This is a genomic window from Xanthomonas sp. CFBP 8151 (genome assembly GCF_011761885.1).
Classification (GTDB): Bacteria; Pseudomonadota; Gammaproteobacteria; order Xanthomonadales; family Xanthomonadaceae; genus Xanthomonas; species Xanthomonas arboricola_B.
On sequence record NZ_JAASQZ010000003.1, the window covers coordinates 421,374 to 443,875 of the forward strand.

Below are 22,502 nucleotides of genomic sequence, written 5' to 3' on the forward strand. Positions count from 1 at the left end.
AGCGCCACCACACTCTTCAACACGCATCACCAAACCTGGCGATGCCGCAGCAACCGGATCACACGCATGAGCAGCAGCACGCACCACTGGATCGCCCGGCAGGGCAGCGCATTGCAGGGCAGCCTGGCCATTCCCGGCGACAAGTCGGTTTCGCACCGCGCGGTGATGTTCGCCGCGCTGGCCGATGGCGTGTCGCAGATCGACGGCTTTCTCGAGGGCGAAGACACGCGCTCCACCGCAGCCATTTTCGCCCAGCTCGGTGTGCGCATCGACACGCCGTCGGCGTCGCAGCGCATCGTGCACGGCGTCGGCGTGGATGGCCTGCAGCCGCCCGGCCAGGCGCTGGACTGTGGCAACGCCGGCACCGGCATGCGTCTGCTGGCCGGCCTGCTGGCGGCGCAGCGTTTCGACAGCGAGTTGGTCGGTGATGCGTCGCTGTCCAAGCGCCCGATGCGGCGCGTGACCGGCCCGCTGGCACAGATGGGCGCGCGCATCGACACGGAAGACGACGGCACCCCGCCGCTGCGTGTGCGCGGCGGTCAGACCTTGCATGGCATCGACTTCGTCTCGCCGGTCGCCAGCGCGCAGGTCAAATCCGCAGTGCTGCTGGCAGGCCTGTATGCGCAGGGCGAGACCTCGGTCAGCGAGCCGCACCCCACGCGCGATTACACCGAGCGCATGCTGTCCGCGTTCGGCGTGGAGATCGATTTCTCGCCCGGCAAGGCGCGGCTACGCGGTGGTCAGCGTCTGCGTGCGACCGATATTGCAGTGCCTGCCGATTTTTCGTCGGCCGCGTTCTTCATCGTGGCAGCCAGCATCATTCCCGGCTCGGACGTGCTGCTGCGGGCGGTGGGCCTGAATCCACGTCGCACCGGGTTGCTCGCGGCATTGCGGCTGATGGGCGCGGATATCGCCGAAGAACGTCATGCCGAACATGGCGGCGAGCCGGTGGCCGATCTGCGCGTGCGCTATGCGCCATTGCAGGGCGTACAAATTCCCGAAGCGCTGGTGCCGGACATGATCGACGAATTCCCGGCGCTGTTCGTGGCTGCCGCTGCCGCAACCGGGAAGACGGTGGTTACCGGCGCTGCCGAACTGCGGGTCAAGGAATCCGACCGCCTTGCGGCCATGGCCACCGGGCTGCGCGCGCTGGGCGTGCAGGTGGACGAAACCCCGGATGGCGCGACCATTCATGGCGGCAGCATCGGCAGCATCGGCAGCGGCGTGATCGAAAGCCATGGCGACCACCGCATTGCGATGGCGTTTGCCATTGCCGGGCAGCTGTCTACCGGCAGCGTGCGGGTCAACGACGTGGCCAATGTCGCAACCTCGTTCCCGGGCTTTGATAGCTTGGCGCGGGGTGCCGGTTTCGGGCTTGAAACGGCCTGAGTAGCGAGACAGCTTCGGTAGAAAAGCATGCAGTCCTCAGCGGATGAGGACTGCTCGACCAAATCGTGGTGGCTGAGTAACGCTTGGCGGTCGACGCTCGAATGCCGCATTGCAGCCAGCGCAGCGATGCTGCGATTCAGCTTGGTCGATGATCCCACTTAGCGCTCTGCCGTGAACTCCACCGGCACCTGCACGCTGCTGACGACGGCATGGCCATCGCGGGTGGCCGGCTCGAAACGCCACTGGCGCAAGCTATCCATCACCGCTGCGTCCAGGCGCAGGTCGTTGCTGCCGCTGCGATCGACGATGGTCACATCGCTCACCTGGCCTTGCACATCCAGTTGCAGGCGCGCGGTGCGGCGGCCTTCGATCCCGGCCTGCGCGATGTCCGACGGATACTTCGGCATTGCATTGCCCGGCAGCGGAATCGCCTCCTGGGTGCTGATCGGCGCGCGTGCGGGTGGGTGCGCGATCATGGTCATCGTAAGCGCGCCCTCCGAGGTCGGCAGGATCTGGCGGCTGGCTGCAGGCACGGGACGCGTGTCGGTCGCAAACGATTCGTCGCTGTGTCGGGCCCACCACCAGGTCGGCAGTACTACCAGTACCGCCAGCAGTGTCGCCCACAGCCATGGCGAGGCACCGTCGGCAGTGTCGTCGCGTACGCGGTCGTCAGCGTGCGCGGGCCGATGCGGTAATGCCTGCGTGGGATGTGAAGAGGGATTGGAGATGAAGGACATGGCCGGCCTCCTGGCACATCTTTGGGATGACGTGGTCAGTCTGGTCAGCCTTGCCTGAGGCCCAGCTAAGGCAGGGCACTTAGGAAGGTTTAAATGGCGGTAGACATTCAGCTTGGTCAAGCCGAGTCAAGGTCTGGTTCGACCCGCTTTGTCCGGTTAATGCGCAGTGATATTCGTCGATTGCGGCAGTTTGGCCGTCGTTGGTCTGCGGTGCGCACGACGCGGCTTATCGGCCGGGTTTACTGCGCCGGCTTGAACTCGAACGGGATATCCAGACTGCCGGCAACCGGCTGGCCGTTGCGCTGGGCCGGATGGAAGCGCCAGTGACGCACCGCCTCCATCGCGGCGCGATCCAGATCGCGCGAGCCGCTGCGTTGGACCAGCGTCACGCCGCCCGGATTGCCCGCTGCGTCCACGTCCACCCGCACCACCACATCGCCGGCATCGCCGCGACGCAATGCGGCCGACGGATAGCGCGGCGGCGGCATCTGGCCCTGCATCGGCACCGGGCGATCTCCACCTGCAGCCGCCGCGGCGTTCGCCGGTGCTGCGTTGCCCGGCGCACCGACAACCGCGTCTTCCGGCAAGGGCGTCGGCGCGGGCGTGGCTGCAGGCGCGGTTTCCACCAGTGTCGGGGTTTCTTCCGGCGGTTTGGCCTGCGGCATGTCGCTGGCACCGTCCTGGGCCGGCAGCGGCGCGGGCAGCGGCTGGATGTTGTCGTCGGCCTGCGCACCTGCAGCCGGTTGGGCCGGCGAGGCCTTGTAGAAGTCGTCCTTGCGGCCGGTGGCCCACACCAGCAGGAACAGCAGCAGGCCGGCGACGAAGGCAATGCCGGCAATTTTCAGGGTGTGGCGGGGCAGACGCAGGACGATCTGACGATCGGATGCAGGGCGGGGCGCGGGCATAGGGCTCACCTGAAGGATCGGGCCAATTCTGGCATAGCGGCGGTGAATCGATCGCAGCAGGTGGCGGAACAGGCGATAATCTCGCGCTTCCTACCGACACACAGACTCCCGATGCTAGATCCGGCCCTGCTTCGTCAACATCCCGCCGACCTTGCCGAGCGCCTGCGCAGCACGCGCAGTTTCTCCCTGGACACTGCGGAACTGGAGTCGCTGGAAAGCGAGCGCAAGCGCATCCAGGTGCGCACGCAGGAACTGCAGAGTCAGCGCAATTCCAAGTCCAAGGCGATCGGTCAGGCCAAGGCCAAAGGCGAGGATGTCACTGTGCTGATGGCCGAAGTGGCCGGTTTCGGCGATGAGCTCAAGGCCTCCGAAGAAGCGCTGGAGGTGATTCGCGCCAAGCTGGAGACCATCGCCCTGGGCCTGCCCAATCTGCCGGCCGACGCTGTGCCGCAGGGCAAGGACGAGAGCGAAAACGTCGAGCAGTCGCGCTGGGGGACGCCGCGCCAGTTCGACTTCCCGGTCAAGGACCATGTGGAACTCGGCGCGCCGCACGGCTGGCTGGACGGCGAGACCGCCGCCAAGTTGTCGGGTGCGCGCTTCACCGTGTTGCGTGGGCCGGTCGCGCGGCTGCACCGCGCGCTGGCGCAATTCATGCTCGACCTGCATGTGGGCGAGCATGGCTACGAAGAAACCAACGTGCCGCTGCTGGTCAATGCCGAGTCGATGCGTGGCACCGGGCAACTGCCCAAGTTCGAGGACGATCTGTTTCAGACCGAAGTGGGCGAGTCGCGCCGCTATCTGATCCCCACCTCCGAAGTACCACTGACCAATATCGTGCGCGACGAAATCATCGATGCTGAACGTCTGCCGCTGCGCATGACCGCACATTCCATGTGCTTCCGCGCCGAAGCCGGCAGCGGTGGCCGCGACACGCGCGGCATGATCCGCCAGCACCAGTTCGAAAAAGTCGAGCTGGTCACCGCCTGCGCGCCGGAACACAGCGACGCCGAACATCAGCGCATGACCCGCTGTGCCGAAGTGGTGCTCGAGAAACTTGGCCTGCCGTATCGCAAGGTGCTGCTGTGCACCGGCGACATGGGCTTCTCTGCGATCAAGACCTACGATCTGGAAGTGTGGCTGCCGTCGCAGGACACCTATCGCGAGATTTCGTCGTGCTCGAACTGCGGCGATTTCCAGGCGCGGCGCATGCAGGCGCGCTGGCGCAATCCGGCCAGCGGCAAGCCGGAGCTGTTGCACACGCTCAACGGCTCGGGCACCGCGGTGGGCCGCGCAATGATCGCGGTGATGGAGAACTACCAGAATGCCGATGGCTCGATCGATGTGCCCGAAGTGCTGCGTCCGTACATGGGCGGGCTCGAGCGGATCGGATAGGAGCGGCCAAGGCACCGGCTGCGCAACGTCCAGGCGGGCGCGGCCGATGCCTGAAATGGGCGTGCGTGCATCCTCATTTTCAATTCCGGGCGGGCAGCCAGTCTCGACTGGCGATTGCCAGCTCCGGCTCGCTCGTTAGCCTTCTTGGGCATGTTGTAGGCGCGGCCGCTCAGCTGCCCAAGTTGCGGTGGGATAGCTGTTGAAAATATTGATCAAGAACGGGGCCGTTACTGGCCCCGTTTGCATTTTCATGGTGCACGGCCTGTTGCGTCGCTTGGAAGACCCTGGCGGATCTTGCGAGCGCTACCTGACGACAGCTGCGCTTGGTGCTACGCGAGCCGCGAAAACGAGGGAGGTCCGAGCGCAAGAGTTCGATGTTCCGGCTGCGCGAAACTACATTTCTGATGTATCAGGTCGTTGCTCTGTTGGAATAAAGGTGATTAAATGTCACTTATCGTTCTATCCATGGATGCATGCGCCATGCACGACCTGAATGACCTGTACTACTTCGCGATGGTGGTGGACCACGGCGGCTTTGCCGCGGCCGAGCGTGCGCTTGGGATCCCCAAATCGCGCTTGAGCCGCCGTATCAGCCAGCTCGAAACCGACCTGGGCGTGCGCCTGTTGCAGCGCTCCACGCGCCGCTTTGCGGTCACCGACGTCGGCACCAGCGTGCATCGGCACGCGCAGACCATGCTGGCCGAAGCCCAGGCCGCGCGCGAAGTGGTGGATCGTCTCAGTGCCGAGCCGCGTGGCCTTGTGCGCGTGAGCGTTCCGGTCTCGCTGGCGCAGATCCAGTTGCCCAAGCTGTTGCCGGAGTTTCTGGCCAAGTATCCCAAGGTGCGGCTGCAACTCAACATCAGCAATCGCCGCGTCGACGTCATCAACGAGGGCTACGACATCGCGCTGCGTGTGCGCTCGCGCCTGGACGACGACGGCAGCCTGGTGATGCGCAGCTTCGGCCAAGTGCAGGAGTTGCTGGTGGCCAGCCCCAAGTATCTGGACCGCGCCGGCCGCCCCAAGGACCCGAGCGAGCTGGCCAACCACACCACCATGAGCACCAGCGAGGACGAAGCGCATCAGCGCTGGGAACTGCACGGCCCCAACGGCGAGATGCGCCGCGTGGACCTGCAGCCGCGTCTGGCCGGTTTCGATTTTCCGCTGCTGCAGTCGATGGCGCGCGATGGCTTCGGCATCACCATGCTGCCGGAAACCGTGTGCGCCCAGGCAGTGCGCAGCGGCGAGCTGGAAGTGGTGCTGCCGCACTGGTCGCTGCCGCAGGGCATCTGCCATGCCGTGTTCGCCTCGCGTCGCGGCCTGTTGCCGGCGGTGCGCGTGTTCATCGACTTCCTGGCCGAACACCTGCCGCAGGAAATCGAGCGCTCGCGTCTGGATTGCGGCGGCAATTGCGCCGAGCTGGCCGAGAAGCTCAAGCGTGCGGCCGCGACCGCACCGCGTCTGGCCGTGGCTGAAGCCGGCTGAGGCTGTGCCTCTGGTCGTGGCCGAAGCCGGCCAAGTGCTGCGCCTGGTCGTCGACGTCGGCACATCAGCGCTGTCGCCTGGCAGCGCTGCGTAATCGAGAACGCTGCGTAACCCGGCAAGCGGAACCGCTTGGCAGAGCTGTGCAGTTCAACAACACGCAGCGCTTAGCAAAGCGCGTCCGGGCATGCGAGAATGCGCGCCCGGGAGCAATCCCGGGTCGATGGCAGCGCGCAATGCGGCGTCCTTCGACATGAGTCACGCGCATCGCGCGTGGCGCAAGCGTGATCACCCGACGCCTTCGGCGGTCACGCAAAGCAGCATCGGAGAGATGGCCGAGCGGTTTAAGGCACCGGTCTTGAAAACCGGCGAAGGGTCAAACCTTCCGTGGGTTCGAATCCCACTCTCTCCGCCAATCACTCTTAAATCGTTGATTTGAAATTGAAATCAAATATTTGAGCTGATCGGAAAGCAGGAAGCATGTCGAGGAAACGCTCGCATGCGCATCCCACATCACTTGAGCCGGTCATCGACCGGCCGCTGGTCTTTCGTCCAGCGCGTCCCTGTTGATCTTCAAGCCGTGCTTGATTGCCGGCTGATCAAGCGCACCCTTCGGACAAAAGATTTGGCACAGGCCCACGTGCGTGCGGTCGTGCTGGGGTCGGGCTATGCTCGACTCTTCGCACAGTTGAAGGATCAACGCGTGGCCAAGCTCAGCAAAGCGGATGCTGACCTCCTCATTGCTCGCCTGACGAGCGCGGAGAACCTGCAGGAACTAACGCTCAACCGCACCCGTCAGCCGGACGGAACGGTGGTGGAACAGTGGCAGATCGACAGCCCCAAGGACCTCAAGCTCTATCGACAACTGATGGAGTTGGAGGCAATGGCTGGGGCAGCGGTGGCAAAACAGTCTCCGTTGGCTTCTTTGATGGTTCCGCCGCCGGCTGTGTTCCCGCAAAGGATGATGTCTCCCGCGGGGGCACCTGCAGCGGCGATCGAAACGATCACCCTTGGCAAGGCGCGGGACGCGTTCTTGGCGACACTCAAGCCTTCCTCGCTGCCCAAGACCTACACGATCAAGAAGACGGCCATCGAAGCGCTGGTGGCGTTCCTGTGCCCGAAGATTAAGGTCCATGCCATCACCCGTTCGGACCTGGCCCGCTGGTATCAAGACATGCGGGAGAAGGGCGCATCAACGCCGACGCTGACCAACAAGCAGAGCTACATCGGTGGGAAAGGCGGGTTCTTCGAATGGGCGATGGCGTCAGGCCACTATCCCCGTGGCGACAACCCTGCTTCCGGCCACGTGAGCTACTCCCAGAGAGAAAAGCGGTCTCGGAAAAAGCTCGGGTTCAAGGCCTACGATAGGGCTCAGATCCAGGCTCTGTTCGCCCCCAAGGCGCTCGCCAATCTGTCCGAATCGGCCGGTTGGGCCTCGCTCTTGGGACTCTACACGGGTGCGCGAGCGTCAGAGGTCGGACAACTGCTCATCAAGGACGTGTTTGAGGAGGAGGGCATCCCGTGCATACGCATTTCGGACGAGGGAGAGCACCAAAAGGTGAAGACTGAGGTGAGCATTCGCACGGTGCCCCTCCATCCCGAGCTCCTCAAAATGGGGTTCTTGGAATGGATCGATGAAAAGCGCAAGGCAGGTCATACGAGGGTGTTTCCTGCCGCCAAGGCCACAGCGGTCAATGGGCAAGGCAACTGGATCACTAAGGCCTTCAGTCGGCATCTGGCAGAGGTGGGCAAGGGCTGGGAGCCTGCAAAGCGCGGCTTCCACTCGCTTAGGAAGACGTTTATCCAGGAGCTGCAGGGGGCTGGTGTGGTATCCGAGCTGCGTGCGCAGATCGTAGGCCATGAGCTTGATGACGAGCACCACTCCACCTACAGCCGGGAGTTCAAAACGTCTGAAAAGCTTTATGGCCTGGGTGTTCACTCGCCAGGCTTATCGGCGCTTTACTTTGAACTTGAGCCTGCGGACTGATCCTTGCTGGATCCAGGTTGTGATGCCCACCTGTGGTTGGATTGCCACAATCTTCATATTTTTCTATGGCGTTGGCACCTTCATGCTGCCGCTGCGCCTTGGTGATCGCAACGAACTTAACGTCCTTAACTTGCTTCCAAAAGACAACGATTGATCATCAAGGCACCAGTTGGTCTCTGACGTTCGTAGGGCCTACTTTCGACGCCTGGAAGGCATTGAGCATGAGTGCGCCGAGATCCTTGTTCCGTTCAAGGGTCGCGCAGCAATGTATCAGCCTGGGCTCCATATCCTGTTAGCAGGGCGACTCTCTCGATTGCGGGTCAGCTCCTCAAGGTGGGCTTGAATGCCGCGATTGCTATTTGAGAAGGAGTTGCATCGCACGAACTCAATGTCCTCCCAAAAGCCCACTACAGTCGCAATCATCTGGTCTAAAAGGTTTCGCGGTAGGGTGATGTTCTCAAAAAGAGGATGTGGCAAGGCGTCTTTGGGGAAGCGCAACTGAATGCCTGCTACTTCCAGGACAGTTCCTGGAGGCAGCCATTGAGACCAAAGGGAGGGGCACAGATTGTGCAGTTCTTCAGCCGACGGGCCGTCTCCGTGTCTCAAAACATTTCCGAATACCCGTAGAACATTCAAGTCGGTTGGATCGCCGAACGAGTGAATCGGAGCATCAAAGAGGCTGTGAAATAGCGCAGGAACGCCTTTCTTGCCTGTGGACCAATCGGCAAGCTTGATCTTCCTCTGCTCGTCGGAAGTCCATTTCTTGGCTTTGGCCATGCCAATCATTAGCCCGCGAAGGCTGCGCTCATGCATGGATTGTGTCGTCAGCAAGAAGCCCTCTACGGTGCGGTGATGCAGTTCCGCATAAGAGTCAGCTCCAAATGCCCTTTCGGCAAGATTGTCGCTCTTCTCCATCTCATCGATCCGCCTCTCCAAGGCATCGAGGGAAGGACCTACCACCTCGTCTCGGAACATGGCGAAGGCGTGGAGATCCAGGCCGGCATTGATAGCGATGCTGTGGTCAGGCCAACGGATCTGGGTGAGCGATGTCATGGCAGTGTTCAATGATTTGCATCCGTGCGGTATGTTTCTATTTTGCCTCCGCCGTGAATGTATTCAAGTGGGCGGCCGGACTGGCATGTGAACTATGTAAACCGGGTGCTCAAGTCCGGAAGATTTCTACGCCGATCATCTGTATGGCAGGTCGTTAGGCTTTGTTGCGCCAGTCGCTCAAGATCCAAGTGTAGAGGTCGCTATCGGGTGATTGAATGCCAGTGCCTGGGATTGAACGCCATTGAACATCGATACGGACAAGTGGAATCTTCTCGAGAAAGCGCATGACTACAGGGGTCAGCTGCGCCTGCTCGGCTTTGTGCTGCTTGCAGACATTGTGCTCGTCCTTTCCACGGGCACAAATGTTTGGAATCTTCGTTGGTCGACCATTTCCGACCGACCTGCCGCTACCGTCTTGGTCTTGATTGCCTACGGTGCCGTGGTGAAGGTCGCGGTGCCTCTGCTACTACCCATCCTGCTGTCTGTGCTCATCACTTTGATTGGCTGGATTCAGCGCATTCCTGGAATGCTGCCGGAGCCTCGCCAGTCCGATTCGCTTACGCACGTGAGTTGGAGCACTGCCGACCGCTGGCTCGATGACGCACCTGACGGCTCTCGCAGGGCCGGCGTCGAGAGGCAGATGGCGGAAATCCGAGAAGACGAAGCGCATTGGCACTCAACTGTATGGGCCGGCTGGACAGCAGCCCTGCTGGTGCTGATCGGTTCCCAAGTTTCTGGTTCCGTGATAGCTACGGTCGCGCATTGGCAGCCATGGGCTCCTTGGGTGATCGCAATCTTCCCCGCAATCCCAGGTGCCTACGATCTGTGGGTCGGGTCACCCATTCGAAGGGAGATCCGAATGCCAGAGCTTGCACGGAAGCTCTATCACGAGCGGTATCCAAGCCAGTTTCGCTGATCCTTACTCGGAAAACTAAGCCCCAGTGGGAGATGCTGAGGGAAGTTTCGTTGCCCCAGCTATTCAGCGGTGCTTCGGGTCAATAGCTTTGCCAGTAGCTGGTCCCGCTCGTCGGCCGGCAGCTTCGTTAGTGCCCCAAGAACTTTTGCAAGCTGTTCCTGCTGGCCCTGCGCCTGTTCCCCCAGCGCCAGAATGGCATCGGCCATACCTGCGGTGCTGGCCAATAGGAAGGCCGGGGGCACTTCGAGCGCCTTGGCCATCTCAAACAGCGCTTCCAAGCTGATAGACATTGCTCCCGACTCGTAGCGGGAGATGCGCGCCGATGCCGTGTCTTTGTCTAGGCCCATTCGCACTCCTACCTCGCGCTGACTCAAGCCCCGGTGTTCCCGGGCTTGACGCAGGCGCGCAGCCACGACGTCCCGGGGAGCGGGAGTGGTGGGCTTCACAGGCTGAACCGATGCAGTGCAGGCATGCGGGGAGCATGACGGAAGCCTTACGCCACGGGTAGACTCTACGTGACACGTAAGTTTCTCGCAACCCGGCGCAAGGAGTGGGCATGAAGAAGCAGTGGGCAGTGGTCACGGGCGCTTTCGCCTTGGCCACAAGCATGGTGGTGCAGGCACAGGATGGGGGGAACCTGCTCCGGCAGATTGGACGGGCGATTGCGAACTCTCCTGAAACGTCCGCTGAAAGGAACAAGAGTCCCTACAAGGACGCTCCAGGGACCTACTGGGACCAGGATGAAGACACGCTGGCCGGAGCACAGCATGTCCGGGCTGGGCTGGCTTCGACGGGGTCGGGTGGGGCACGGACGTGCGATGCGCAGCTGATTGCAATGGCGCGCTCGGCCTACCGTCTGACCAAGGCGCAGCGGGAGCAGTGCCTGTATGCCGAATGGCTTATCGACACAAAGCAGCACGGGCCCAATGGCATCACCGCACAGCAGACGAACGCGATCGAGCGCACCTATGGTGCGGCGTTCGATGCCCGAGCCGAGCGTTTCCGCAACACCCACCGTTTTTCCGTGCGGCCCAACATCGACCCGCACCCCACCTACGACCAGGCGAGGGGAACCTTGGACATCTACGTGCCCATTCCGTGGATCAACGGTTTTCAAGTGAGTGGAGTGACGGGCGAGGGGTTCGTGCCTAGCAGTGCGAAGAGCCAGCGCACGGTCTGGACCCCGAAGAATGCAGGCCGCTATCACCTGCCCATCCGGATGAGCGAAAGCGAGGCCAACAACCTCATCCACCAGGGGCGGGACGCAAAGGACGACCTTATCGTGTTCTTCGTCAAACGCGTCTGGTTGGATCAGGCCGGACCCAAAGCGGAAGTACAAGTAGAGCGGGTCCACGTGGGCTACCGCAATGAACTCATCGGTGTCGATTTGACCAAGAAGAAGGGAGAGGAACTCTAATGCGCGGGCAGAACAAAGTTTGGATGTCGGCTTGCCTTATCCCGCTGATGTTGGCGGCGTGCGGAGGTGAAACGGGGCCAAGCAAGGAAGACGCTGTCACGGCCGTGGAGCGGTTCTTCACCGATCAAGGGCAGCAGGCGACCCTGCAGCGTTCGTGGCGCTTGGAAGTGAAGGACGCTGCCGGGCTGGAGCTGGACTGCGAAAAGATGCCCAACGGTGACCAGCAGTGCCGGGTGACCGGGGCTGTGGAGGCGCAGGGCGTCATTGGTGGACAGCCCACCACGCCCAGGCCCAAGGAAATGCGGTTGGACCTTCGGATGAGGTTCCGGCCGGACGGCGAGGGGTGGCGGGTATCCGAAGTGACGGATGAAGGAACCGCCGCCGGCTAACAACCCGGTTGCTGCCATTGATGGTCTGGCCCGGCCAAGCGCTGGGCCCTTTTCTAACCACTGAGGAATGTGCATGAACCACCCGCCCGTCTACCAGCGGCTGAACCCGCCTTCTGGGCCCGCGGCCATGATCCTGCCGGTCTTGATTCTGGGGCCGCTGGGCTTGCTACTCTTGGCTGGTGGCCTCGAGGCCATCAAAGGAAAACAGTTGCTGGGCTTGGTCTACTCGGCCGGAGGCGTCCTGATTCTTGGCTTCTTGAGCTTCTGCTTCGCCCTTCATGTCCGTGCCCAGCAGGTGTGGGCTTGGCATCTCAGCACGGGGCGTATTCCCTGCTTCCGACATGGAGGCTTCTGGAAGGGGGCGCTGTTCGGAGGTGGACTGGGCCTTGTCCTGGTCATGGCATGCGGCTGGATCGGGGCGGCCCACGCAGACCACCCGGTATACGGCGAGCTGGCAACCGTGGCCTTCTACTTGGCCTACCTCTACGGCATCGCCGTGATTGGCGTGCCGGCACTAGTGATCGGATGGGCTAAGAGGGCGTGGGACCGTAGCGCGGTCCCGCCGGGTTGACGTTCACTCGATGAGTTCTTCCCAGTAGGTATTCCACGCGATCACCGTATTTCCCGACAGGCTGGTCGCGGCTGGGCTGAAACGCTTCATGAAGCGCCGTCCTTTCCAAGTAACAACATCCTTGGAGCGAGCGGCCGGAAACTCAGCATCCAGCAGAGCATCGCGTTCTTCCGCGGGGGTTCGCTCCAGTAGCCCGGCCGCTTTGAGCTCTGTGCTGATAGCAAGCAATCTGGCCTTTCGGATTCCATATCCGCACGGAACTTGTTCGGATTGTTCCCGGAGTAGTTCTCCCACTTTTCTTTAAGCAAGGCCAAGGCTGAAATGGCTTGCGCGTGATCTTCGAGGGAGTAGTGGGTCATCGAGCAGCTCCGAGCGTGGGCGCGTGGATGTTACCCCTATCTGCCAGTAGGTCGTTGCGGGAGCGTCTGTCTACCTAAGGGGCGGCCCTAGTATGGCTGGGTCGAGGTCTGCTTTGAGCCGATGGTCCGCACGGACTGGTGGAAGGCCTGGCGAGTTTGGATAATGCCATCAACAATCTTCAGGACTTGACCCAAATGTCGAGTTTGACGCCCCGAGAGAAGCGAAAGCTGGAAGATCTCTTTGGTATGAATAGCGGATATGTATTGGACTTCTCGAACAACACGTTTGCGCGATTCTTCGATGAAGAAGTCGGCCGGAACATCTACGGCGGAGCCTATGAAGAGAACGGAAGCTCCAAAGCCAACCACCTGAGAAGCTTTTGGACGCGCGAGAGTGATGCTTTGGTGGGGCAGGCAATAAACGGACTGCTTGAGCACTGTAGGGATACTGGAAACCCTGCACTGGAACGGCAATCGCTATTTAAAGAGTGTGAACTGATCGCGGCGCGGCTGGCCCAGGCGAAGGATGTTCCTGACATAGAAGCGCTCGAGGGCGATACCCAAGACTTCCAGAAGGTGGCTAAGGCTGCCCGTGAGTGCTTCAATCGCAACGAACCCGAGCAGGGGTTGGACCGATTGCACACCTTTCTGGTCAAGTTCCTAAGGATGCTATGTGAGCGCCATGGCATACCAAAGGACCGCACTGTGCCTTTGGGCGGACTCATGGGTGCCTACGTTAAACGGATCAAGGAAAAGGGGTTGCTGACATCGCAGATGGCCGAACACATCCTCAAAGCCGCGATCACGGTCTTTGGGCAGTTCGACCACGTTCGTAACAACCATTCCATGGCACACGATAACCCTGTCCTTGCCTATGACGAGGCTCTGCTGATCGCCAGCAATGTCACGAGCACGGTCCGATTCATCAAGGCATGCGAGCAGCAGTGGCAGGCACTGGAACGGTCTCGCAGGGCCGACGCTGATCGACAAGACTTGGACATTCCCTTCTGACCAGAATGAGGATGACTAGTCGCTGGATGCAGTGACCAGCTCCGGTCGTATCCACCCGGGTTGGCGGCGCACCAAGTCGGGCTGCACAAACGGCCACTCGTTGATGCGCACTTCTCGCTCCCCTAGCTATTCGACCAATAGCGAACCCCCTGCGACCTGTCGACCTGTTTTCTCGTTCAGATAGGTGGCTTGGAGCACCCCGGCCTTCATCACCTCGGACGGATCAAAGCTGTCGGGTCGACCCCGAAGCGGTTCTCCAGGTGAGGCCATTCCACCCATCAGCGGTTGGATCAGAGCCGGCGTTTCAACGGCGTGCTTGGAATAGGCGGTTGCCAGCATTCGGTATTGGCTTGAGGACCAGCCTCCCACGATCAGCTCGGTCCTGAGATTATGACAGGGAAGGGAAAATGCGTCCGCAGCCTGCAGGTGGGTCAGCCACAGCCGGTCGATGGTCGGCCCGACCTCCGCCATCACCCCTCTAGGGTGAAGTCTGCGCGGAAACTAGCTCGCAGGGCCAAGTCATGGATCTTCAAGAAGAACTTGGCCGAGCCCCTACAAACCATGACCACAGTGTGCTGGGGGATGAGCAAGAGTCTTGCGCCCGCCGAGTGGTGGCCCATCTGGGCATCTTCGGCGAGGGTGTCGACCGCGACGAGCAGCCGGTCAGGGGAGAGCAGCACGTTCAGAATGTTCATTGCTCGTCAGCGTCCTGCGGGACGACACATGACCTGAAAGTCCTGGCCCCCGAAGGCCCGCTTAAGCTGAGGGAACAGCCTCAGTGCGGGCCTTCGGGTAGAGCCCTGCTAGGGTGCGAGACGTAAATGTCTCCCCGCACTGACGCTGAATGTGCGACCGACTCTGTTAATGCTGCGCGAAGTTAATGCTGAGGCCCTCCGATTCGGATGCGATGGCTTGACAAACTAAGGAGGTGGATTAGGTTGCGTGCGCGCAAATAGCTTTCCGCGCATCTCGTCCATTCAACCAAGAGACTGATCGCCGTGAAGCTGCCAAACACTCAAGATGTCGCTGAAATGCTGGCCCACTTCGACATGGCGATAGAGGAGACCGCTGATGGCCTGCGGGTCTTCTGGCGAGCATCGAACAAGGAGTATGGTTGTTTCACGGGGCCTGGTGCATTCCTTGATCATTGGGGGGAGAGCGCGGCTAAGGGTATTTACGAGAGCAGGAAACTGGATCTTGTGCGCCAGATATACCGCAATGCGGACGAATCCAGCCGGGCGAAGCTGCTATACGACATCCGCAGCTATTTTTTGGATAATAAGTCAGCGCTCAAGTCGCGGCTTAGTGAAGTTGAATGGACTCCTTCGGGTCGTCTTGAGGTTGGCTGGGTGGGTCAATACGCAAAGGTCCTGGCAGCGCCCCGTGGCGAAAGCAACTTTGATATAGGGATACTCGACTCAATGGCGGCGCTCGATCCAGCGCTCGAGGGTTGGGCCGCGGAGACGAGGCGGGAGCTCCGACGTTGGGTCGGATTGCCGATAGAATAGGTTACGATTTGCGCAACTCTGATCGAGGTGCGTGTATGTTGCCTGTCCTTCCTGATGAAGGTGTTTTGAGGGCGGCCTTCCGATTGACTCTGGACAGAGTTCAGTCGATGGCTTCAATGGGTCTTATTGACGAAGAAGGGCTTACAGCGAGCATTCTTGGTGGGGTCAGCACTGTTGCTCCACTACTCGAGCAACTTGTTCTCTGCGAAGCTGAAAAGGTCGAAGTTCAGTCAGATTGTATTTCTGTCGATAGCTCACCTCCCTCAATAGGAAATTCAGGCGCGCATTCGAGTGAGCCTGTTGCATCTTGGGGGACGTATACGAAGTCGGGCGGAGCGGCAGACCCTCTTAGTGAAACGTCGACTGGCGGTGACTTTGCATTGGTGATTTGGGATGGGGCCGGCAGCGCTCGATTGGCAATTTTTCAGGCCAAGAAGGGCACAGTTCATAAGAGAGAGGATAAGTGGACGCTTAACATAAGGCGTGGTCCCACGAAGACATCAAAGGGGTTTACTCAGTTCGTGATGCTGTTTGCGAATGCACTTAAGTGCAGTCAAGCACGCCTTAAGCAGGACGGCTTCAAAATCGCTGAAAGCTTTAAGGCAATTGCACTCTCGGAACTTAAAAAGGAATTAAAGAAGATTAGCTGGGTCCATTATTTGGCGTATATGGAAGGCACGTTTGCGTGCGTTCCATTGGCGGCGTGCACTGCCGCCTTGGCCGATGAGGTGGGAGTGATTGGGAAATCAAACACCATCGAAATATCTATCAAATCCCCGCCCTTTCGTCTCGTGATTGACGCAGGCTTCAAGGGAAAGAGCAAAATGTGGCTGTCAATTTCTCGGAAGAACCTTGAGGCGCTCCTTCCATCTCTTCTCCATCTGATGCCAGTTCACGTGGTTGATGAGAAGGGCGCTGGAGGTCTCATCCTGGGCACTATGGCGGGGACTCCATTCTTCGTATCTAGGGAGAGTGGTTCGAAATACCCTCCCATGGCACCCAAGTGACGGCCCTTTAGGGGTGGAACCTCTTTGAATCGGCGAGGCATTTTGCGAACTGCCCACGCTGATAGCGCGGCAGTTCTACGTCGGGCTGGTAAAGCTCCAAGGCGCTGATCTGCTTGCTCCGCGTCACCTGCGGCCGCTTGTGCAGGTAGTGCGAGCGCAGCACCTGGACCCGGTCGCGGGGATCGGTGCTGTGGCCGGTGATCAAGGCGATCTCCTTCTCTGGAACATCGTTGACATCGAGCTCGGTTGCGAGCGTGTGGCGGAATGCATGGAATCCCACGCCCTTTGGAAAGCCTAGGCTCTTCATGTAGCGGCCGAAGTCCACCACGAACTGTTGGCTGTAACGCGCATTAGTCTCGCCTGTGGTGCGATTCACGCCCGCCGAAAGGAGGGGGAACAGCCGAGGGTGTCCGGTGGCTTTCATGTCCTCTACGAACTCGAGGAAGCCAGCATCCAAGAGTGGTTTGGCAATCGGGACAATGCGCATGCAGCCCGCCCCCTTCATGCTTTGCCGGCACCGCCGCTTTTTCTTTGGGTCGGCAGCCAAATCCTTGTCCACCGTCTTCTGGAACGCGATGCACCAGATGCCGCGCTCTTCAATGATGTCGGTGAGCTTCAACTGACACACTTCGTTGACCCTCGCTCCGGTATACAAACCGAGCATAGGCGCCCACCAATGCTGCGGCTTCTTCGCCCAGGGCAGAAAGTTGGCCGGGTCAAAGATCGTTTGAAGGTCTTCGTCTTCGAACAGGCGGATGGCCTTTTCTGGATCGATGGTGTCGTCCTTCTTGGGCTTTCGGAATGCCTTCATCGGTGACACGTCGATGGCTTGTCCGTTGACCAAGTGGTTGAAGAAGGCGACCAAAAACCGGCGGTGTCGCTCCTCGGTGGCAGGCGCCAGCGGCGGCACGTCTTGCTCTTTACCCAGGGCGATTGCCTCGTCAAAGGAGAGGTCCTTCAGCAGCGGATCCGACACCAAGTTCCTCGGAGCCCAGCGCAGCAGCGTCCAGAGCGCTTGGATGTGGTAATAGTCGACTCGAGCTGCCGAGATGTTGCCGCAGGTGAGCAGCAGCAGTTTCAAAGTGCGCTCTGTGGACTGCACAGTCTTCGGGTCGAGCTGCCGGCGGCGCATGTCTTCGAGGTGGTCCTCGATTTCCTTGGCCAGTGGGCGTGACGGTGTGCCCATGGGCAGCTGCGCGGGGTAGCGTGTGTTGTTCTTCAGGCCGCTCTTCCGTCCGGTTTCGTCGAGCGCGGCGAGGATGCATTCTTGGAGATTGATGGCGGCTTCCCGGCCTCGGATAATAGCGAGGTCAATACGGTAGCGACCAATGTGGATGCCTTCCAAATGCAGGAGGCCGAAGGGCGAGGCGATGTAATCGTTGAGTGCTGCGGAGGGTAGAGCGGTCATGGGTCACTTCCATCGAGAGATGGAAGTAGGGATATGACAGGACGAAAATTCGTCAACGGGGGCGATACAAAAATTTGCGGTGGCGGCGCAGTCCTCAGGTGTTGGGGTCTCCCCTCCGGGGTGCTTCCTGGATTCGCTAATCCATTACCTGGCGAAACGCCTTACAAACCAAGGGTTTCAAGGAAAGCTGAGTCGATTTATCGCAGTCATTTGTGATCTGCGAGCGGACGGACGACGACAAGACACTCCTGCTTGCCAGTCGGCTGACGAAGCTGCCAGACGCACCGGCGCCAGTAGAGGACGCCTAAGTGGTTTCACCTGCTCTGGTTGGTAAATCCGGACCGGTCCGGCTGGGAAAGCAACTGGGCAAGGGGGGAGAGGGAACGGTCTTCGAGGTAGAGGGGAGGCCGGACTCGGCTGCCAAAATCTATTTGGCTGCGGTAAGCAGTGAGAGAGCCGACAAGCTGGTGGCCATGGCTGCCCTTCGGACCGCTGCGCTGGATCAGCTCACTGCCTGGCCTACTGACGTGCTGCGGCAATCCGATGGCAAGGTCTGTGGCTTTGTGATGGCCAACCTTCGCGCATCGAAGGACATTCATAAGCTCTACAGCCCCAAAAGCCGCTTGGCGGACTTTCCCCAGGCAGACTGGAGGCTAGTGGTTCGTGCCGCCTTGAACACTGCGCGAGCATTCTCGGTTATCCACCAAGCAGGTCACTTGGTTGGGGACGTCAATCACGGCGGTGTGCGGGTTTCATCGGATGCGACCGTGAAGCTGATTGACACAGACAGCTTCCAGATTTCGCATCAAGGGCGCACCTTCCTCTGTGAGGTCGGCGTCCAGGACTTCACACCGCCCGAGCTCCACGGAAAGGCCTTCAAACAAGTCACGCGAACCGCCAACCACGACAACTTCGGCTTGGCCGTCCTGATTTTTCAGATGCTCATGAACGGTCGGCATCCCTTTGCTGGCCGATACAGTGGGCCGGGCGATATGCCTATCGATAAGGCGATTCCGGAGTTCCGTTACGCCTACGGCAAAGACACTGCTCGGACACGTATGAGTCCTCCGCCGCTCAGTGCGGCGCCGGCCGCAGCGTCGCCTTGGGTTGAAGGCCTCTGGGAAAAGGCCTTTGGCTTCGATGGGGCGAAGCCTGGTGGGAGGCCAAAGGCAGAAGATTGGGTCCAGGCTCTAACGAAGCTGGAGCAGCACTTTAAACGGTGTTCATCCAGGCCGTCCCATTTCTATTTCGATGGGCTTACTGAGTGTCCGTGGTGTCCGATTGAACGTGCAGGCATTGCACTCTTTGGTGGTGCAGCGGTCGTTATCCCCAAGCTGGCCTCGGGCCCCTTCAACCTGGATGCGATCTGGCGAGATATCACGACAGCAGTGTTGCCACCCATGCACGCGCTGCCTCAGGTGAAGGCAGTGCCTGCCAATCCCCAGATTCAAGCATTGGGCCGCAGGCACACCTTCTGGAAAACGACCGGGTGGCTGGTGGGGCTGCTTATTGTGGTGCTTGGCATCGCGCTTTCTGCGGTGCTAGCCCCCGTGTGGGCGTGTCTGGGCTGGGCGATGGGCGCGTGGGTCAACAGCCGTGGCCGTTCGGACTTGGCACCACTGGCGTCCGGCTATAAGCAAGCGAAAGCCCAATACGACGGGCTCGTCGCTCGATGGAAGCAAGAGCAAGCGGACACTCAGCTTCAAGCGAAGCAGAATCAGCTTCGTCCGCTGCGGGATGAGCATGCCGGTCTGCAGGTGGAACGAGAAAGGCGCTATCGAGCGCTGTCTAACAATCGCGAACAGATCGCACGCAAAAAGTTCTTGGATCAGTTCGAGATCGAGCGGGCCACTATTCCAGGCGTCGGGGCGGCGAAGAAAGTCATGCTGGAATCGTTTGGCATCGAGACGGCAGCAGACGTGAACCGCAATGCGGTTCTAAACGTTCCAGGATTTGGGCCTGCGCTGACCGACCGCTTGATGAAGTGGCGACAGGAAAAGGAGGCGCGATTCCGCTTCGACCCGAATTCTTCAATCGATCCAAGGCAGGTCGCGGATCTGGATCGAACCATTCAAGCAAGAAGGGCCCAAATCGAGGCAGACCTGGTGGCCGGCCGCAGTGCCATTCTCCAGATGCGACAGGCCGCGATGGCTCGTCGCAGGTCTTTAGAGGAAGCCATGAGTGCCGCGGTGGAAGATTTCTCACAGAGGACAGCAGACGCTAGGGCTGCCGGGGTTCTTTAAAAGTCATTGCTGACAGAGGCGATCGCTAGGGCAGCTCTCTAGGCATGACTCGGGATAGGCCCTCAATGGCTGAGGCGAACCCAGCGGCTGATCCCAGACGAGAAATCTGTAGTAGCTCGTTGAGGCCGGTGTCGCTGCGCAGGGCGACCTCTTCGTATTGGCATACCGGCAGCTCCCGATTGTCCTTGAAGCGGCGGTCAGGGCCTCCTTTCTTATTGACGTAACGCCATGTCCGATCCACAACCGTTGCATCACGCGGAACGCTGCCATCCTCAATAAAGCGAGTGGATGACACCAGCACCTGTAGCTCTTTGTAGCCCACCGCGCCAACGCCATTCGCGTCGTAGATCAGAACACGGTCCGGGAAAAAATGGAGTGCCTGGGTTCCGACATTGACGGCGATGGTCTTGATGTTCGTTTTGACAAATGGGGGCGGTGCTGAGGCAAAGCGCGTCGGCTTGCGCTTAACAAGGGTTCCAGCCCCAGCGTGGTATTTCCGGTCGAAGACCTTGGCGTGGGAGGACACGTGCCACGTGGCATAAGCGGAGGCCATGGTTTGGGCTCCTGCGTGGAGTGCTTCCAATGCCTTCTGCATCGGCTCGTCCAGCTCATACATCAGAACTACCGTCTTCCGGAGTTGGTCCTTCAAATGCGCTGCGATAATGCCTCCCACGCTCAAGAGAGCCAGCATAACCAGCGCCCAGTCCGGGGCTTCGTTGCCAGTCGCAATCAAAAGCACCAGCGCCGAAACCATAGCGACGCCTGGCCACATGCGCCATCTCTTCTTCTTTGCATTGAGCTCTTCCAGCAATGCTTGGGAGGACGAGTCCACAATCGTGGTCGCGTCAGCCGAATCTATGTCGACCATCGGGCCATGCGTGCGCGAAATTTCAGGCCATTGTGGGGGTGAAGACGGGGAGTGCTGGGCACCAGGCACGGGACGGACGGAACCGCGTGGTGACACCGGGCGAGGACGCGTGGCTCCCGAAGGGATGGTTGCGCGGTAGTAAATGCCGCCTGCACCCATGTGCACGTAGTTACCCCGCGGACCAGTTCCGACCCGGAGCCCCTTGATTCCGGCCGAGACGCCAATCCCGCCCTTCGACAAGTTGAACCGCAGAGGTCCAACCCTTACGCTTTTGCGCAGATAAAGTCCCATGTTCAGGCCCCCCTAGGCCTCCGTGCCAGATGCTTGTATAGCATGTGACTCCACTTCAGTAGCGGGTTCGGGGCGCCTCAATGGTTCCGCTATTCGTCAGCGTTTGGCATCAATAGCTTTTGGACGCGCGCAGCACGCACCTTGGGCTCCAGCTTAGATAGCGCCACCAAGACCTTCGCCAGTTGGTCTTGCTGAGTATGGCTCTGCTCCCCTCCGGCGGCCGCTGCTAGCCGTCACGCCATACGACGGAGCGCGGCGGGTCGGAGCAAAAGATCCGCCGACCAACGGTGAGTTGAAAGCCAAGACTTTCGTAGGGCAGGTGGCATCCTGGGGAGCCGCTGTCATGCTTTTCGTGGAGTTTTAGATCTCCCGCCCCGCATTGGTTGGTTTCAGATGAGAGTCTGTCCAACACCATGCTTACCTTGTTAGGCGTCTCGCTTGCTGTGATAAACCATCGCCCCAAGCAACATGAGCATGATCAGGAGTAGTTCGTTTCGAACGTTGAACGAAAAGGCTGCATAGGCAAGCAATCCCAAGCATCCAAAAGCCAACAATAGCGCATAAATCACTTTTAAGAACATTATTTATCCTTCAGTGCATTCAATTGTTTCTTCCACCATCCCGGCTGGGCAGACTTCCTTGAGTTCGTTCATGAACTCAATGATGTCTTCATTTCTGACATCCGCCGAACCACCGTCTTTCAATCCGCTTTTGTCGATGACTTCTTGAAGCTTTGCCGTGCATATCCCGCATTGAATGCACGATGCGGAACTTTGGACTCTATATTTCCTGACACATTTCCCTTCCTTTGCGACCTCTTCGGTGAATTCCCCGAGCAAGCCTTCGGAAGCCCAGCCAATTAGAAAAGCGGCGATGGCATAAAAAAACCTCACCATCATGGTCATGGATGCCACCTGCTGATCGTAAATGCGAAATCGTCGTTATTAGTCGCGAGACCATGGATCTGCTTCAATGTATTTGCTGGATAAGTGGTTGATCTCCATAAGCTTTCGGCAAGGCGATGTTTCCGCAGGCGAAGTGCTGTCACTATCGATGTTGCGCAGGGAAGCAGCCCCTCAGCGAGGACAAGATCTATGCAGTCCTCGCTGCCGCCGATGATGGCAGCCTGCAACTCATCGTGCCGTCCCGGCACTCTTACTCGAGCTCCCCTCTGCAGCAAGAAGTCAACTTGGGGCACGGACGCGCGCATCAGTGCAGCTTTGAGCGCTGTATGGCCGATGGAACTGGCGGCGTTCGGGTCGGCATCGGCATCGGCAAGGACCTTAAGTTGTGCGAGGCTGCCGTGTGTCGCGACTAGGACAATCAAAGGGACGCGCTGTTCGCCGAAAACAGCATTTGGGGCACTTGATAAAAGGAGGCTTTTCGGTGATACCCCTTTTCTGATGGATTCGATGGTCTTCGCCATCGTGGTCGATGCCGGAGCGGCGCTCACTTTGTTAGATAGCCAGGCGGCTGCAAAGCTTGCCGACGCCATCACCTTTACAAATGTTCTTCTCTCCAAGATTTACGCTTCCTCTTCCATGGTGATCAACTGCTGCCAACGACGCCGCG

The 22,502-nt window shown here is 59.9% G+C and carries 23 protein-coding genes, 1 tRNA gene and 1 pseudogene; 13 read left to right on the forward strand and 12 right to left on the reverse strand.

Annotated features, from left to right (window positions below):
- Positions 1–66 precede the first annotated feature (66 nt).
- Positions 67–1,389: a 3-phosphoshikimate 1-carboxyvinyltransferase gene (gene aroA / locus FHT08_RS16030; RefSeq protein ID WP_166775715.1), complete on the forward strand. Its 1,323-nt coding sequence runs from the start codon at positions 67–69 to the stop codon at positions 1,387–1,389.
- Between the two features lie 158 nt (positions 1,390–1,547).
- Here the strand turns inward: aroA and FHT08_RS16035 are convergent, their stop codons facing one another.
- The gene (locus FHT08_RS16035) at positions 1,548–2,126 is read right to left on the reverse strand and encodes an energy transducer TonB (protein WP_166775717.1); all 579 of its coding nucleotides are present in this window, start codon (positions 2,124–2,126) and stop codon (positions 1,548–1,550) included.
- A gap of 239 nt (positions 2,127–2,365) precedes the next feature.
- Positions 2,366–3,031 carry an energy transducer TonB gene (locus FHT08_RS16040; RefSeq protein WP_166775719.1) on the reverse strand — a complete coding sequence of 222 codons (666 nt, stop codon included), beginning with the start codon at positions 3,029–3,031 and terminating at the stop codon, positions 2,366–2,368.
- 111 nt (positions 3,032–3,142) lie between these two features.
- Here FHT08_RS16040 and serS point away from each other — a divergent pair, with 111 nt between their 5' ends.
- From serS to FHT08_RS16060, 4 genes are all read left to right on the forward strand, one after another.
- Positions 3,143–4,423 carry a serine--tRNA ligase gene (gene serS, locus FHT08_RS16045; RefSeq protein ID WP_104605542.1) on the forward strand — a complete coding sequence of 427 codons (1,281 nt, stop codon included), beginning with the start codon at positions 3,143–3,145 and terminating at the stop codon, positions 4,421–4,423.
- A gap of 465 nt (positions 4,424–4,888) precedes the next feature.
- A complete protein-coding gene (locus FHT08_RS16050) occupies positions 4,889–5,905 on the forward strand; it encodes a LysR family transcriptional regulator (protein ID WP_016903391.1) in 1,017 nt (338 codons plus the stop codon).
- Between the two features lie 322 nt (positions 5,906–6,227).
- A tRNA-Ser gene (locus tag FHT08_RS16055) sits at positions 6,228–6,317 on the forward strand.
- An 84-nt stretch (positions 6,318–6,401) separates the two neighbouring features.
- A complete protein-coding gene (locus FHT08_RS16060; RefSeq protein WP_166775720.1) occupies positions 6,402–7,889 on the forward strand; it encodes a site-specific integrase in 1,488 nt (495 codons plus the stop codon).
- A 270-nt stretch (positions 7,890–8,159) separates the two neighbouring features.
- Here FHT08_RS16060 and FHT08_RS16065 read toward each other — a convergent pair whose 3' ends face one another.
- A complete protein-coding gene (locus tag FHT08_RS16065) occupies positions 8,160–8,942 on the reverse strand; it encodes a hypothetical protein (protein ID WP_166775722.1) in 783 nt (260 codons plus the stop codon).
- A gap of 241 nt (positions 8,943–9,183) precedes the next feature.
- Between FHT08_RS16065 and FHT08_RS16070 the strand changes: the two genes are divergently transcribed.
- Positions 9,184–9,858 carry a hypothetical protein gene (locus tag FHT08_RS16070; RefSeq protein ID WP_166775724.1) on the forward strand — a complete coding sequence of 225 codons (675 nt, stop codon included), beginning with the start codon at positions 9,184–9,186 and terminating at the stop codon, positions 9,856–9,858.
- A gap of 59 nt (positions 9,859–9,917) precedes the next feature.
- Here the strand turns inward: FHT08_RS16070 and FHT08_RS16075 are convergent, their stop codons facing one another.
- Positions 9,918–10,304, reverse strand: coding sequence for a helix-turn-helix transcriptional regulator (locus FHT08_RS16075; protein ID WP_166775728.1), 387 nt, complete (start codon positions 10,302–10,304; stop codon positions 9,918–9,920).
- 110 nt (positions 10,305–10,414) lie between these two features.
- Between FHT08_RS16075 and FHT08_RS16080 the strand changes: the two genes are divergently transcribed.
- The 3 genes from FHT08_RS16080 (at position 10,415) to FHT08_RS16090 (ending at position 12,235) form a co-directional block, all read left to right on the forward strand.
- The gene (locus FHT08_RS16080; protein WP_166775730.1) at positions 10,415–11,275 is read left to right on the forward strand and encodes a hypothetical protein; all 861 of its coding nucleotides are present in this window, start codon (positions 10,415–10,417) and stop codon (positions 11,273–11,275) included.
- Positions 11,275–11,664 carry a hypothetical protein gene (locus tag FHT08_RS16085; protein ID WP_166775732.1) on the forward strand — a complete coding sequence of 130 codons (390 nt, stop codon included), beginning with the start codon at positions 11,275–11,277 and terminating at the stop codon, positions 11,662–11,664. The genes FHT08_RS16080 and FHT08_RS16085 overlap by 1 nt, the downstream gene beginning before the upstream one ends.
- A 73-nt stretch (positions 11,665–11,737) precedes the next feature.
- Positions 11,738–12,235: a hypothetical protein gene (locus FHT08_RS16090; protein WP_243849059.1), complete on the forward strand. Its 498-nt coding sequence runs from the start codon at positions 11,738–11,740 to the stop codon at positions 12,233–12,235.
- 3 nt (positions 12,236–12,238) lie between these two features.
- Here FHT08_RS16090 and FHT08_RS16095 read toward each other — a convergent pair whose 3' ends face one another.
- Entirely contained in the window at positions 12,239–12,463 is a 225-nt protein-coding gene (locus FHT08_RS16095; protein ID WP_166775733.1) for a hypothetical protein, read from the reverse strand.
- 269 nt (positions 12,464–12,732) lie between these two features.
- On the opposite strand from FHT08_RS16095, the gene FHT08_RS16100 reads away from it, so the two are divergent.
- On the forward strand, positions 12,733–13,605 hold the full coding sequence (locus FHT08_RS16100; RefSeq protein WP_166775735.1) for an abortive infection family protein: 873 nt from the start codon (positions 12,733–12,735) through the stop codon (positions 13,603–13,605).
- 126 nt (positions 13,606–13,731) lie between these two features.
- Here the strand turns inward: FHT08_RS16100 and FHT08_RS20075 are convergent, their stop codons facing one another.
- Both FHT08_RS20075 and FHT08_RS20080 read right to left on the reverse strand, forming a co-directional pair.
- The gene (locus tag FHT08_RS20075) at positions 13,732–14,076 is read right to left on the reverse strand and encodes a hypothetical protein (protein WP_243849060.1); all 345 of its coding nucleotides are present in this window, start codon (positions 14,074–14,076) and stop codon (positions 13,732–13,734) included.
- The gene (locus FHT08_RS20080; protein ID WP_243849061.1) at positions 14,076–14,300 is read right to left on the reverse strand and encodes a hypothetical protein; all 225 of its coding nucleotides are present in this window, start codon (positions 14,298–14,300) and stop codon (positions 14,076–14,078) included. The genes FHT08_RS20075 and FHT08_RS20080 overlap by 1 nt, the downstream gene beginning before the upstream one ends.
- 303 nt (positions 14,301–14,603) lie before the next feature.
- Here FHT08_RS20080 and FHT08_RS16110 point away from each other — a divergent pair, with 303 nt between their 5' ends.
- Complete coding sequence (locus FHT08_RS16110) at positions 14,604–15,113, forward strand: hypothetical protein (RefSeq protein ID WP_166775737.1); 510 nt, start codon at positions 14,604–14,606, stop codon at positions 15,111–15,113.
- 35 nt (positions 15,114–15,148) lie between these two features.
- The gene (locus FHT08_RS16115; RefSeq protein ID WP_166775739.1) at positions 15,149–16,120 is read left to right on the forward strand and encodes a hypothetical protein; all 972 of its coding nucleotides are present in this window, start codon (positions 15,149–15,151) and stop codon (positions 16,118–16,120) included.
- A gap of 7 nt (positions 16,121–16,127) precedes the next feature.
- Here the strand turns inward: FHT08_RS16115 and FHT08_RS16120 are convergent, their stop codons facing one another.
- The gene (locus tag FHT08_RS16120; protein WP_166775741.1) at positions 16,128–17,528 is read right to left on the reverse strand and encodes a site-specific integrase; all 1,401 of its coding nucleotides are present in this window, start codon (positions 17,526–17,528) and stop codon (positions 16,128–16,130) included.
- 308 nt (positions 17,529–17,836) lie between these two features.
- On the opposite strand from FHT08_RS16120, the gene FHT08_RS16125 reads away from it, so the two are divergent.
- Positions 17,837–19,771, forward strand: a complete 1,935-nt coding sequence (locus FHT08_RS16125) for a hypothetical protein (protein WP_166775743.1) — start codon at positions 17,837–17,839, stop codon at positions 19,769–19,771.
- A 25-nt stretch (positions 19,772–19,796) separates the two neighbouring features.
- Here FHT08_RS16125 and FHT08_RS16130 read toward each other — a convergent pair whose 3' ends face one another.
- The 4 genes and pseudogenes from FHT08_RS16130 to FHT08_RS16140 all read right to left on the reverse strand — a co-directional run bounded on the left by FHT08_RS16130 (position 19,797) and on the right by FHT08_RS16140 (position 22,452).
- Entirely contained in the window at positions 19,797–20,639 is an 843-nt protein-coding gene (locus FHT08_RS16130) for a hypothetical protein (protein WP_243849075.1), read from the reverse strand.
- A 144-nt stretch (positions 20,640–20,783) separates the two neighbouring features.
- Positions 20,784–20,930: pseudogene (locus FHT08_RS20085) on the reverse strand (DUF4236 domain-containing protein); the annotation flags it as partial.
- Positions 20,931–21,514: 584 nt separating this feature from the next.
- Entirely contained in the window at positions 21,515–21,835 is a 321-nt protein-coding gene (locus FHT08_RS16135; RefSeq protein ID WP_104539036.1) for a hypothetical protein, read from the reverse strand.
- The gene (locus FHT08_RS16140; RefSeq protein ID WP_146096412.1) at positions 21,832–22,452 is read right to left on the reverse strand and encodes a hypothetical protein; all 621 of its coding nucleotides are present in this window, start codon (positions 22,450–22,452) and stop codon (positions 21,832–21,834) included. The genes FHT08_RS16135 and FHT08_RS16140 overlap by 4 nt, the downstream gene beginning before the upstream one ends.
- Between the last annotated feature and the right edge of the window lie 50 nt (positions 22,453–22,502).

Coding starts and splice junctions, on each gene's coding strand:
- FHT08_RS16090 (WP_243849059.1), top strand. CDS start 11,738: ATGAACCACCCGCCCGTCTACCAGCGGCTGAACCCGCCTTCTGGGCCC.
- FHT08_RS16115 (WP_166775739.1), top strand. CDS start 15,149: ATGTTGCCTGTCCTTCCTGATGAAGGTGTTTTGAGGGCGGCCTTCCGA.
- FHT08_RS16035 (WP_166775717.1), bottom strand. CDS start 2,126: ATGTCCTTCATCTCCAATCCCTCTTCACATCCCACGCAGGCATTACCG.
- FHT08_RS16080 (WP_166775730.1), top strand. CDS start 10,415: ATGAAGAAGCAGTGGGCAGTGGTCACGGGCGCTTTCGCCTTGGCCACA.
- FHT08_RS20080 (WP_243849061.1), bottom strand. CDS start 14,300: ATGAACATTCTGAACGTGCTGCTCTCCCCTGACCGGCTGCTCGTCGCG.
- FHT08_RS16130 (WP_243849075.1), bottom strand. CDS start 20,639: ATGGTCGACATAGATTCGGCTGACGCGACCACGATTGTGGACTCGTCC.
- FHT08_RS16065 (WP_166775722.1), bottom strand. CDS start 8,942: ATGACATCGCTCACCCAGATCCGTTGGCCTGACCACAGCATCGCTATC.
- FHT08_RS20075 (WP_243849060.1), bottom strand. CDS start 14,076: ATGGCGGAGGTCGGGCCGACCATCGACCGGCTGTGGCTGACCCACCTG.
- FHT08_RS16135 (WP_104539036.1), bottom strand. CDS start 21,835: ATGACCATGATGGTGAGGTTTTTTTATGCCATCGCCGCTTTTCTAATT.
- FHT08_RS16085 (WP_166775732.1), top strand. CDS start 11,275: ATGCGCGGGCAGAACAAAGTTTGGATGTCGGCTTGCCTTATCCCGCTG.
- FHT08_RS16040 (WP_166775719.1), bottom strand. CDS start 3,031: ATGCCCGCGCCCCGCCCTGCATCCGATCGTCAGATCGTCCTGCGTCTG.
- FHT08_RS16120 (WP_166775741.1), bottom strand. CDS start 17,528: ATGACCGCTCTACCCTCCGCAGCACTCAACGATTACATCGCCTCGCCC.
- FHT08_RS16060 (WP_166775720.1), top strand. CDS start 6,402: ATGCGCATCCCACATCACTTGAGCCGGTCATCGACCGGCCGCTGGTCT.
- serS (WP_104605542.1), top strand. CDS start 3,143: ATGCTAGATCCGGCCCTGCTTCGTCAACATCCCGCCGACCTTGCCGAG.
- aroA (WP_166775715.1), top strand. CDS start 67: ATGAGCAGCAGCACGCACCACTGGATCGCCCGGCAGGGCAGCGCATTG.
- FHT08_RS16050 (WP_016903391.1), top strand. CDS start 4,889: ATGGATGCATGCGCCATGCACGACCTGAATGACCTGTACTACTTCGCG.